The organism is Streptomyces sp. NPDC002790, assembly GCF_040295505.1.
Lineage (GTDB): Bacteria > Actinomycetota > Actinomycetes > Streptomycetales > Streptomycetaceae > Streptomyces.
On sequence record NZ_JBEOVM010000086.1, the window covers coordinates 16,834 to 28,022 of the forward strand.

At 73.7% G+C, this 11,189-nt stretch carries 11 protein-coding genes; 7 read left to right on the plus strand and 4 right to left on the minus strand.

Annotation, left to right across the window (positions count from 1 at the left end):
• Positions 1–5: 5 nt before the first annotated feature.
• Positions 6–893 (minus strand): TIGR01777 family oxidoreductase, encoded by an 888-nt coding sequence (locus ABT004_RS27720; RefSeq protein WP_351342111.1) that lies wholly within the window; start codon positions 891–893, stop codon positions 6–8.
• A 32-nt stretch (positions 894–925) separates the two neighbouring features.
• On the opposite strand from ABT004_RS27720, the gene ABT004_RS27725 reads away from it, so the two are divergent.
• From ABT004_RS27725 to ABT004_RS27735, 3 genes are all read left to right on the plus strand, one after another.
• On the plus strand, positions 926–1,426 hold the full coding sequence (locus ABT004_RS27725) for a GNAT family N-acetyltransferase (RefSeq protein ID WP_351342113.1): 501 nt from the start codon (positions 926–928) through the stop codon (positions 1,424–1,426).
• 93 nt (positions 1,427–1,519) lie between these two features.
• On the plus strand, positions 1,520–2,668 hold the full coding sequence (locus ABT004_RS27730; RefSeq protein ID WP_351342115.1) for a PP2C family protein-serine/threonine phosphatase: 1,149 nt from the start codon (positions 1,520–1,522) through the stop codon (positions 2,666–2,668).
• Positions 2,669–2,685: 17 nt separating this feature from the next.
• On the plus strand, positions 2,686–4,029 hold the full coding sequence (locus ABT004_RS27735; RefSeq protein ID WP_351342117.1) for a hypothetical protein: 1,344 nt from the start codon (positions 2,686–2,688) through the stop codon (positions 4,027–4,029).
• A 14-nt stretch (positions 4,030–4,043) separates the two neighbouring features.
• Here the strand turns inward: ABT004_RS27735 and ABT004_RS27740 are convergent, their stop codons facing one another.
• On the minus strand, positions 4,044–4,853 hold the full coding sequence (locus tag ABT004_RS27740) for a peptidoglycan recognition protein family protein (RefSeq protein ID WP_351342119.1): 810 nt from the start codon (positions 4,851–4,853) through the stop codon (positions 4,044–4,046).
• 93 nt (positions 4,854–4,946) lie between these two features.
• Between ABT004_RS27740 and ABT004_RS27745 the strand changes: the two genes are divergently transcribed.
• Positions 4,947–6,143, plus strand: a complete 1,197-nt coding sequence (locus ABT004_RS27745; RefSeq protein ID WP_351342121.1) for a MarP family serine protease — start codon at positions 4,947–4,949, stop codon at positions 6,141–6,143.
• A gap of 10 nt (positions 6,144–6,153) precedes the next feature.
• On the opposite strand, the gene ABT004_RS27750 is transcribed toward ABT004_RS27745, so the two are convergent.
• Positions 6,154–6,747 carry a cysteine hydrolase family protein gene (locus ABT004_RS27750; protein ID WP_351342123.1) on the minus strand — a complete coding sequence of 198 codons (594 nt, stop codon included), beginning with the start codon at positions 6,745–6,747 and terminating at the stop codon, positions 6,154–6,156.
• Positions 6,748–6,844: 97 nt separating this feature from the next.
• Here ABT004_RS27750 and ABT004_RS27755 point away from each other — a divergent pair, with 97 nt between their 5' ends.
• Positions 6,845–7,834 carry a GlxA family transcriptional regulator gene (locus ABT004_RS27755; protein ID WP_351342125.1) on the plus strand — a complete coding sequence of 330 codons (990 nt, stop codon included), beginning with the start codon at positions 6,845–6,847 and terminating at the stop codon, positions 7,832–7,834.
• Positions 7,835–7,852: 18 nt separating this feature from the next.
• On the opposite strand, the gene ABT004_RS27760 is transcribed toward ABT004_RS27755, so the two are convergent.
• Positions 7,853–8,656, minus strand: coding sequence for an SDR family NAD(P)-dependent oxidoreductase (locus tag ABT004_RS27760; RefSeq protein ID WP_351342133.1), 804 nt, complete (start codon positions 8,654–8,656; stop codon positions 7,853–7,855).
• A 121-nt stretch (positions 8,657–8,777) separates the two neighbouring features.
• On the opposite strand from ABT004_RS27760, the gene ABT004_RS27765 reads away from it, so the two are divergent.
• Together ABT004_RS27765 and ABT004_RS27770 are read left to right on the plus strand one after the other, a co-directional pair.
• A complete protein-coding gene (locus tag ABT004_RS27765) occupies positions 8,778–9,425 on the plus strand; it encodes a TetR family transcriptional regulator (RefSeq protein WP_351342127.1) in 648 nt (215 codons plus the stop codon).
• A 243-nt stretch (positions 9,426–9,668) separates the two neighbouring features.
• A complete protein-coding gene (locus ABT004_RS27770; RefSeq protein WP_351342129.1) occupies positions 9,669–10,997 on the plus strand; it encodes an FAD-dependent oxidoreductase in 1,329 nt (442 codons plus the stop codon).
• The last annotated feature ends 192 nt before the right edge of the window (positions 10,998–11,189 follow it).

An 11,189-nucleotide genomic window follows, 5' to 3' on the forward strand; every position in this document is an offset into this window, starting at 1 on the left:
CTTGATTATGCTGCCCGGATCGCCTGGTCCACTCCCGGGTGGGTGAACTCGAAGCCGGATTCCAGCAGCCGCGTGGGGACCGCCCGCGTAGAGCCCAGAACGTCCCCCGCCATCTCCCCGAGAGCCACGCGAAGGGCGAAGGACGGCACCGGCAGCAGCGTGGGGCGCCGTAGGACGCGGCCCATCGCCACCGTCACCTCCCGGTTCGTCGCCGGCTGCGGCGCCGTCAGGTTCACGGGACCGGCCAGGTCGTCCGTGTCCAAGAGGTGCCGCAGCGCCTCCACATGGTCGTCGAGCGCGATGTACGACCAGTACTGCCGGCCGTCCCCCATGCGCCCGCCGAGCCCCGCCTTGAACAGCGGGAAGAGCTTGCCCCAGGCGCCCCCGCCGCGCGCGACGACGAGGCCGGTGCGGGCGAACACCGTACGGATGCCCGCCTGGTGCGCGGGCGCGGCCGCCGCCTCCCACTCGACGCAGAGCGAGGGCAGGAAGCCGTCGCCCGCCGGAGCCGATTCGTCGACCGTGCGGGCGCCCGTGTCGCCGTAGTAGCCGACCGCGCTGCCGTTGAGGTAGACCCGCGGCGGCGTGTCCAGGTCGGCCGCCGCCCGCGCGAGGGTCTGCGTGCCGAGGACCCGGCTGTCGCGGATCTCCCGCTTGTACGCGGCCGTCCACCGGTGGTCGCCGACCCCGGCCCCCGCGAGGTTGACGATCGCCTCGCAGCCGGCGAGCCGGTCCGTGTCGACGTAACCCTCCTTCGGGTCCCAGCGGGCCTCGCCCGCCGCCCGTGGGGCGCGCCGCACCAGGCGCACCACGTCGTGCCCGTCGTCCGTCAGGGACCGGACCAGGGCCGAGCCGATGAGTCCGGAGGCGCCCGCCACCACGAAACGTGTCATGGGCCCATCCTGCCCGTCGTACAGTCGGCCGCATGTCAGCCCCCGAGGGCTCCGAGGCCCACATACGTTTCGCCGTCCCCGAGGACGCGGCGGCGCTCGACCGCCTCGACCGGGAGACCTGGTCGTATCTGCACGCGGTGAAACCCCTCGACCCGGCTCCCACGCCGTTCTTCAACGAGCGTGTCGGACCCCGCGACCACCTCGTCGCCGAGCTCGCCGGCCGACTCGTCGGCTACATCCGCCTCGGCCTCCCCACGCCCCTGGCGTCGACCGCGCACGTGCGGCAGATCCAGGGGCTCGCGGTCTCCGACGCGGCCCGCGGGCGCGGCGTCGGCCGGGCCCTGGTGCGGGGCGCGATCGAGCTGGCGCGGCGGCAGGGCGCACGCCGGATCACGCTGCGCGTCCTCGGCCACAACACCCCGGCACGGAAGCTGTACGAGGCGGAGGGCTTCGTCGTCGAGGGCGTGCTGCCCGGGGAGTTGCTGCTCGACGGGGCGTACGTGGACGACGTGCTGATGGGACAGCCCCTGTAGGCCGGTCCGGCGCGCGCGGTCACGGCGTGCGACGGGCGGCGACTCGTAGCAGGGTGAGGTGGAACGTCCGTCGCGAAGGGAGCCGAAGCCGGCATGACCTGGCCCGTGGGGCACCGCCGAGACGAGGCGGAGCGTGCCCGGCTGCGCGGTGCGCCGCCGCCGCGCTGGGTGCGATGGCTGCCGGTGGTGCTGCTCCTGGCGCTGTTCGCGCTCCAGGCCCCCACGGGGTACCGGTTCGAGCTCGCGTTTCCCCTCGCGGCCATCCCGCCGCTCGCCGCCCTGTCGTACGGTCCCGCGGCCACGGCCGTGTACGGCGGCCTCGTCATCCTGCTCCTCGAAGTGCCCCGCACCGGCTTCGGGCGCCCCGGCGACAGTGACGTGCTGACGGTGGGGCTTGTCGCCGTGCTCAGCACGGTGATCGCCCTGGTGCGCAGCCGCAGGGACGAGCAGCTGGTCTCGGTGCGCACGGTCGCGGAGGCCGCCCAGTTCGCGGTGCTGCCGCCGCTGCCCGAGCGGGTCGGCGCCGTGCGCTGCGCCGGCCTGTACCGGGCGGCACACCGCGGCGCCCTGGTCGGTGGCGACCTCTTCGACGTGCGCAAGGGTCCGACGGGCGTGACGGCGGTCGTCGGCGACGTACAGGGTCACGGTCTGTCGGCGGTCGGCACGGTGGCCGGGCTGCTCGGCGCGTTCCGGGAGGCGGTGCTCGACCAGCCGGACCTGGAGGGCGTGGCGGCGCGGCTCGACCGGCGGCTCGTCGTGGACACGGCGGAGGACGAGCACGCGGAGCTGTTCGCGACGGCGGTGCTGCTCGAATTCCCCGACCCCACCCCCGGCGAGGCGCCCGTCGTCCACCTCATCAGCTGCGGCCACCCGCACCCGCTGCTGCTGCGCGGCGGGCGGGTGACCGAGCTGGACGTGCCGTCGGGTGCGCCGCTCGGCCTCGGCCTCGCGGAGCTCGCGCCGCCGAAGCGCCTCACGGTCGAGCTGCGGCCCGGTGACCGGCTGATCGCGCCGTCGGACGGGGTGACCGAGGCGCGGAACCGGGACGGCGATTTCTATCCGCTCGCGGACCGGCTCCCGCAGTTCGCGGGCGAGGATCCGGCCGGGCTGACGGACGCGGTGTGGCGGGACGTCATCCGGTTCGCCGGGAGCGTGCGGGACGACCTGACCCTGCTCGTCTTCGCCCCGATCCTGGACGCTTCCGGCGCCACGCGGACCCCGGGCGTGCCTCGCGGGGCGTGAGGTGTGAACGTAGGCGCATGAAGAACCCGGGACTCCCGCGCCGCCAGGGACACCGTCGCGCCGCGGCCACCGCCTCCGTGCTGCTGCTGCCGCTCGCCCTTTCCACGCTGTCCGCCTGCTCCGACGACGGGGCGACCAATCCGCCGCCCACGGCCTCGCCCGCCGCGACGGCGAGCGGCGCCCGCTGTGCCACGGACCGGCCGGCCGACGACAAGGGCCCGGACGCGAAGCCGCGCGCGAAGGCCGGGTACACGGTCACCAAGAAGACCGTGAAGGCGAAGGCCCACAAGGAGTTCAAGACGACGACGGGCGACAAGTCGGCGCTGCTCGTGTCCGGTTCGGGGAAGCTGACGACGCGCGACGCGAAGATCATCAAGCATGGCGGCACCTCTTCGGTCACCGCGTCCGACGGGCACGGCCTCAACGCGGCGGCGCTCGCCCGCGACGGCGGCACCCTCACGCTCTCCGGCGGCCGGATGTCCACCCAGGGCAAGGGCTCGATCGGCGTGTTCGCCTCGGGCAAGGGTACGAAGGCCACGCTCAGCTCGGGCGGCATCAGGACGCACGGCGCCTCCTCGCACGGTGTGGCGGCCGCGCACGGGGGCGTACTGGACCTGACGTACGTGGAGATCGACACGGCGGCCGCGCAGGCGGCGCCGGTGGCCGTGGGGCCCGGCGGCGGGAAGGTCACGGTGTCCGGCGGCACGATGACCTCGGCGGGCTGCGGGTCGCCGGGCGTGCAGACGGCGGGCGACGTGTCCTTGGCGCAGACGCTGTTCGACGTGGCCAACTCGGAGGCGTTCACCGTGGAGGCCGGGGGTTCGCTGTCCCTGAAGGACGTCCGGGCGTCCGCGGCGGCGGGCGGTGTGGTGCTGCGCGGCGACGGCGCGACCTCGTTCCGGATGACCGGTGGGGCGGTACAGGCCTCCGACGGTGACATCTTCGCGGTCCAACAGGCCGACGCCGACATCGAGTTGAGGGGCGGCGCCGACGTGCAGACCAAGGACGGCAAGCTGCTGCGGGTCACGGACAACGGGAAGGCGGCGTTCACGGCGGACGGCGAGAAGCTGAAGGGCAGCGTGGCCGTGGAGAAGGGATCCTCCGCCACCCTCGACCTGACCGGCTCCGCCGACCTGGACGGCAAGATCGTGGGAGCGGCGTCGCTGACGCTCGGCCCGAGGACGACGTGGTCCGTGTCCGGTGACTCGCGGCTGAACGGCATCGAGCTGGCCGGCGGGGCGAAGGTCTCCGACGTGATCGTGGGCAACGGCCACACGGTGACGTACGACAAGGCGTCGAGCCCGGACCTGCACGGGAAGAAGTACCAGCTGGACGGCGGCGGCACGCTCAAGCCGAGGTAGGGCCCTGTGACGCGCTACCCGCGGCTCTGGAGCGCCGCGGCCCGCTCCCTGATCCCGGGCAGCTTCCCCATCAGGGCGAGGCCGGGGCAGAACGTCTCGTAGCCGTCGCGGTGCCCGGAGATCGCGTAGAAGTCGTGGGCCGTGCCCGTCCGGTAGCGGGCCAGGTCGTTGCTGGACACCAGGCGCACGTGCGAGCGCGGGTCGATCCCCGCCAGGCCCAGCTTCCAGGCGGAGACGGCGGCGATCGCGTCCGTCATCGCCTTCGGCACCGGCGTGCCCTCGGTGAACGTGCCGATCGCGGCGATCCCCGCCGTGTTCCGGTTGAAGCCCTGCGTGTGGGCGCCGATCACGGGCCGGTCGGTGCCGCCCGCGCGCCCCTCGTAGACCGTCCCGCAGCGGTCGACGAGGAAGTTGTAGCCGATGTCGTCCCACTCCTTGCCGCCCGTGGCGCCGCCGCCCGCCTGACCCGCGTACAGGTAGCGGATGACGCGCGGCGAGTCCGCACAGTCGTAGTCGTTCGGCGAGTCGGTGTGGTGCAGGAAGACGGCCTCGACGCGGTCGCCGTAGCGGATCGGGTCGCGGTGGTACGTCTGCGCTTTCGCGAGCCACCGCGAGCGCGGCACGATCCGGGGGCGCCGCGCCGGTACCCGGCTGCCGACGGCCGCCGCCCGCTTCACGTGCGCCGCGCCGGCCGGCAGCTCGCCGCGGGCCGTGGCCTCGAAGCGCTCGGGCCCGGGCCGGTCGACCGCCGCCGCACACAGCAGCAGGAGCCCGAGTGCCAGGGCCCCGGGCAGCCATCGCAGCCTTCTCCGTAGGAGGTGCACGCCTTCCACCCTGGGCCCCGCACGCCCTGTGCGGTCAGCCACAGGGGGCCAGGTGGTGGAACCATCGGGGGCGCCTGGGCGTTTCTTACCGGTATGGACCTCCACATACTCGACGTGCTGCTGCTCGTGGTGGCCCTCGCCTACGCCGTCTCCGGCTACCGGCGCGGACTGCTCGCGGGCTGCGTGTCGCTGGCCGGGTTCGTGGGCGGTGCGGCCGTCGGCGTCTGGCTGCTGCCGTACCTGATGGAGACGGTCACGCCGGGCACGACATCGGCCACGGTCGTCGCCGTCCTCACGGTGCTGGTGCCCGCGGTCGCGGGTCACGGGCTCGCCGGGCTGCTCGCGGCGCGGGTGCGCGGCGGAATGTCGCACGCACCGGGTCCGCTGCGCGTGGCCGACGGGGTGGGCGGCGGTGCGGCGACCGCGGTGGCCGCCCTGGTGGTGGCGTGGGTGGCGGGCAGCGTCCTCGTCGCCTCCTCCTCCACGGTCCTCAACCAGGCGATCCGGAACTCCTCGGTGCTCGGCGCGGTGCAGCACACCATGCCGTCGACGACCCCGTCCTGGTTCTCGCAGGCCACCGGGGCGCTCACCTCGGCGGGCTTCCCCCAGGTCTTCGACCCGTTCGCGAGCGAGCCGCCCGCCAAGGTGGCCAAGCCGTCCGGGGACAACGTGACGGCGAAGGCGACGGGCGCCGCCCAGCGCAGCAGCGTCAAGATCGAAGGCGCGTCGGGCACGCAGGGACGCGAGGGCAGCGGCTTCGTGTACAGCTCAGAGCGCGTCATGACCAACGCGCACGTGGTCGCGGGCATCGACGACCCGACGGTCCGGGTGGGCGGCACGGACCGCGCGTACGAGGCGAGGGTCGTCCTGTTCGACCCCGACAAGGACGTGGCGGTCCTCTACGTCCCCGGACTCGACGCCCCGTCCCTGCGCTTCGACGACTCGGCCGGGCGCGGTGACGCCGCCGTGGTCGCGGGCTACCCGGAGAACGGCGGCCTCGACCTCCAGGCCGCCACGGTCGACGACACGATCAAGGCGGCCGGCCAGGACATCTACGGCTCCGGCAACGTCACGCGCGAGATCTACTCGATCCGCTCCACGGTCCTCCCCGGCAACTCCGGAGGCCCGCTCCTCGACACGGACGGCGAGGTGTACGGAGTGGTCTTCGCCCGGTCCACGACGGACGACCGGACGGGCTACGTACTGACGGCGGACGAGGTGTCGTCCGACGCACGGCAGGCGGCGTCGGCGACGGCGGCGGTGGACACGGGGGCGCTGGTCTCGTCGTAGCCGTACGAGGTCAGCTCAGGGACTTCCCCGTCGGGACGACCACTCCGTACAGGTCGCCGATCGTCGCCATCGCGCCGAGGTGCAGCTGCTCGGCGGGCACCTCGACGCCGCCGACCGAGGCGAGCGGCCGGGTGGCGCAGGCGTCGGCGACCACGGTGGGCCGGTTGCCGCGCAGGAACGCGCCCTGCGCGGTGAACTGCACGCACATGTGCGACATGAAGCCGATCACGACGACGTCCTTGTTCCCGGCCGCGTCGACGCGCTCGCCGAGGTCGGTGCCGAAGAAGGAGTCCGGAGCCGGCTTGACGACGACGGCCTCGCCTTCGAGCGGCGCGACGTCCGGGTGGATCTCCCCGATCTCGGCGCGGACGTCGTACGCGGAGCCCTCTCCGCCGTCGTGCTTGACGTGGACGATCGTCGATCCCGCCGCACGGGCGCGGGCGAGGAGCGCGGCGGCGTTGTCGAGGGCGTCCCGCCAGCCCTCCAGCTCCATCACGCCGCGGGTGTAGGTGTTCTGGTAGTCGACGAGGATCAGCGTCGCGTCAGCCAGCGAGGCGGGCGTCTCGTCGAGGCCGTTGAGGGTGCGCAGAGTCGTTGAGGTCATGCCTGGAACGCTACGAGCGTTGCCCTCATGTCGGCAATGACACCTAACATGCAGATCCGGACATGAGCATCACGCAACATCGCCTGGAGGAGACACCGTGACCGCCGCCGCCCCTGAACGACTCGTCGTGATCGTTCTCTTCGAGGGCGTCGACACGCTCGACGTCACGGGCCCGCCCGAGGTGTTCGCGCTGGTGCGACGGGAGGGCGGCGCCGGTTACCGAGTGCTTCTCGCGGCGGAGACGATGGACCCGGTGACGACCTCTGCGGGCGTACGGGTGCTGCCCGATGTCACCTTCGACGAGGCGGCCGTGCGCCGCATCGACACCCTCCTGGTGCCCGGCTCGGTCGAGGCCGACCCGGAACTCGGGGTGCGCGCCCTCGCGGACCCCGCGGTGGTCGACCGGGTACGGACGCTCGCGGGGCGGGCGCGGCGGGTGGCCTCCGTCTGCGTCGGGGCTCATCTCCTCGCGGCGGCCGGGCTGCTCGACGGCAGGCGGGCCACCACCCACTGGTCGACCGCGCGCCAACTGGCGGACGAGCACCCGGAGATCGACGTCGACCCCGATCCGATCTTCATCCGGGAGGGAGACATCTGGACGGGGGCCGGCATCAGTTCCTGCCTCGACCTGTCCCTCGCCCTGGTGGCCGACGACCTCGGGGAGCCGACGGCGCTGCGGGTGGCGCGACAGCTCGTGATGTACCTGAAGCGGCCGAGCGGTCAGAGCCAGTTCAGCGTGCCGCTGGCACAGGCCTCCACCACGCGGCGCGTGGAGGACCTGCGCCAGCACATCACCCTGAACCTCGACGAACCGCTCACCGTCGCGGACCTCGCGGCACGCGCCCACGTCAGCGAGCGCCAGCTCACCCGGATCTTCAGGTCCGAACTGGGCACGACACCGAGCGCGTACGTCGAGTCGGCGCGCGTCGAGCGGGCCCGCCAGCGATTGGAATCGTCCGAGGACACGCTCGGCCGGATCGCCTCCACCTGCGGTTTCGGCACGACGGACACGCTGGTGCGGGCCTTTCGCCGGCAGCTCGACACGACACCGACGGCGTACCGGCACCGCTTTCGCGTGTCCGTCTAGCGGCTCAGTGGCGGTGGCTCAGTAGTGGGTGCCGCCGTCGATACGGATCTCCGTACCGGTGATGAACTTCCCGTCCTGCGACGCGAGCATCGCGACGACACCGGCCACGGACTCGGGCCCGGCGAAACCGTCACCCAGCGACGGCGACAGCTTCGCGAAGAGGCTCCAGTCGGTGTCCTCGGGCAGCCCGGGGCCCTGGCTCTGCTTGCTCATCCCGGAGCCGTCGGTCATGCCGGACGCGATGGAGCCCGGCTGCACGGCGGTGAACCGGATGCCCTGCTTGCTGTACTCGGCGGCCAGCGCGTGCGTCATGGACTGGATGCCGCCCTTGCTCGCCGCGTACGCCGCCATGTACGGGTGGGCGAACATCGCGGACGTGGAGCTGAAGTTGACGACGGCGGGGGCCTCGCCCCGGAGCAGCTCCGGTATCGCCTCGCGGATCATCAGGAAGGTGCCGGTGAGGTTGACCGCGAGCACCTGGTTGAACTCGGCGAGCGTCGTCTTCTCGGTGTGCGAGGAGCGCAGGATGCCTGCGGCGTTGACCAGCACGTCCAGGCCGCCCAGCGCCCGCACGGCGCCGGCGACGGCCGCCCGCACGGACGCCTCGTCCGCGATGTTCACGACGACGGTCGTGAGGCGCTCGGCGTCGGCGCCCGCCCTGCTCAGGGTGTCCCCGAGACCGGCCTCGCTGACGTCGGCCGCCACGACCCGGCCGCCCTCCGCCAGCATGCGCAGCACGGTGGCCTGGCCGATGCCGGACCCGCCACCGGTCACGAGCGCACGGCGCCCTTCGTAGCGGTTGAGGCCGTTCTGGCTGTTCATGGCGACTCCCTTGCGTTCCTGTGTGCGTCCTCGCACGCTGCTCACCGTACGCTTCGGTGGCACGTTTTGCCATAACGGCGTTTCGTGCCATTCCATTCCTGGTGCGGCTACGCTTCGTCGGGTGAACGAGCCCAGAACGCCCTCTTCTCCGCTTGCGCAGCCCTCGCTGACCGAACGCCGCAAGGCGGCCACCCAGCTCGACATCGCCCGCGCGGCGATGGAGCTGTTCACCGAGAAGGGCCCCGACGGCACCACGGCCGAGGAGATCGCGCGCGGCGCCGGTGTCGCGCTGCGCACCTTCTACCGCTACTTCCGCAACAAGCAGGACGCCGTGGGTCCGCTGCTCGCGTCCGGCGGCGACCGCTGGCGCGAGCTGCTGGCCGCGACGGAGCCGGGCATGCCGCTGCCGCGGGCCCTCGAGTCGGCCGCGGTGACCTCGCTCTCACCCCCGGACGAAGCGGCGGAGGAGGCGCTGCGGGGCACCCGGGCCCTGTTGCGGGCGGCCCAGGACGACCCGGCCCTGCGCGCCGTCTGGTACCGGGTCAACCAGGAGTCGGAGGAGAAGCTGCTCACGGTGGTGACCCACCTCGCCGGCCCCGACGCGGACCCGCTGGAAACCCGCCTGGCGGCCGCAGCGGCGACCGACGCGATCCGAGTGGCCCTCGAACTCTGGGCCACGACCGACGCCCCCACCTCCGGCCCGCACTCCCCCGCCGCCCTGGCGACGCGCGGCCTGCGCCACCTGATGGCGGGGGCCACCGCTGGGTGACAGGTGGCGGGGCCACCCGGTAGTCGGCGGCGGGGGCCGTGGCGTGGTGCCGCGGGACGTGTCTCGTACGGAAGATGTGTGGTCGTGCGACCGGCGTGCCCCCGTGCCGCCCCCGCGCGCGACTGACCGGCGCGCCGGGCGCGCCTACTCTCGAGTTCCCTGGGCCCCGAACTCAGGTATCCCGAGGGCGCGTTGAGGGCATGAGCCCCCGGACGTCAGCCACCCGACCGTCGGAGGCACACCGTGCTCGACCCTGGAGACGTAAGCCCGGGAGCCATCGTCGTCGTGGGCGCCGGGGTCGCGGGACTCGCGGCGGCCCGGCACCTGACCAGGGCGGGCCTGCGCCCGCTGGTCCTGGAGGCCGCCATGTCCATCGGCGGCCGCATGTCCACCGAGAAGGTCGACGGCTTCCGCCTCGACCGGACCGGTCGGCCGCTGTGCACCTCGTATCCGGAACTCCGCCGCGATCCCGCCCTCGCCCGCCTCGCCCTGCGCCGCTTCTCACCCGGCGTACTCGTACGCAGCGAGGGGCTGCGCCACCGGGCGGGCGAACCGACCGGCCCACGGCGCACGAGGGGCGCACTCAACGCGGCACGCGCCTTGGCGAGCGCTCCCCGGAGTCCGCGCGGCGCCCGCCCCACCCTCGGCAGCCCGCTCGACCACGCGCGCCTGGGCGTGTCCCTGGCCCGGCTCGCGGCGACGGATCCCTCCCGCCTCCTCGCCCGCCCCGAACTCCCCGCCGCCCAGGCCATCTTGACCCGAGGCCTGCCGCCCTCGGTCCTCCACGGTTTCGTACGCCCCCTACTCTCGGCCCTGCTCTGCGACCCGGACCTCGGCACCTCCAGCCGGTGCGCCGACCTCGCCCTGCACGCGTACGCGGCGGGCCGGCTCGCCGTGCCGGAGGGCGGCGCCGACGCGCTGCCGGAGCTGCTCGCGGCGGGCCTGCCACCCGGCACGGTGCACACCGGCGTACGGGCCACGGCGGTCGCCACGACCTCGGTCACGACCGACGAACTCGGCCAACTCCCGTGCCGCGCTGTCGTGTTGGCGACCGGCGCGCACGATGCCGCCGAGCTTCTCCCCGGCCTGCGCGTCCCCGCCTTCCACGAGGTCACGGTCGTGCACCACGCCATGCCCGAGCCACCACTCGCCGAACCCGCGCTGCTGCTCGACGCGGACCGGCTCGGCCCGGTGGCGCACACGTCGGTGATCAGCCAGGTGGACCCCACGAGAGCCCCGGCGGGCCGCGCCCTGGTCTCCTCGACGGTCCTCGGCCCACCCCCCACGGACCGCGAACTCCGTACCCAACTCGGCGCCCTGTACGGCACGTCGACCGCCGACTGGGAAACCCTGGCCGTGCACCACGACACCCACGCCGTACCGGCGATGCCACCCCCGCACGACCCGAGCCGCCCGGTCCGCCTCTTCGACGGCCTGTACGTGTGCGGGGACCACCGGGACGACGGCACGGTGCAGGGCGCCCTCCACTCGGCCCGCCGCGCGACCCACGCGCTCCTCGCCGACCTCGGCATCCCCGAACCCACGGCACCCCCGATCACCACCGCGGCGTAGGCCCTCCGGGCGGATCGGGCTGGGTTCGGACGCCCCTGGCGGTCCCCCGCCTCCGCCAAGATCCACCGAACGGGCCCCGCCCCTCCAAACCGCGCCCGCCTCCGTGGCCCAACTCCGGGGGCGGGCGCCCCACCCTCCGGGTTCCATCCGGCCAGGTTTCGGCGGGGCGGGTTCCCGCCGGGGCCGGGGCCC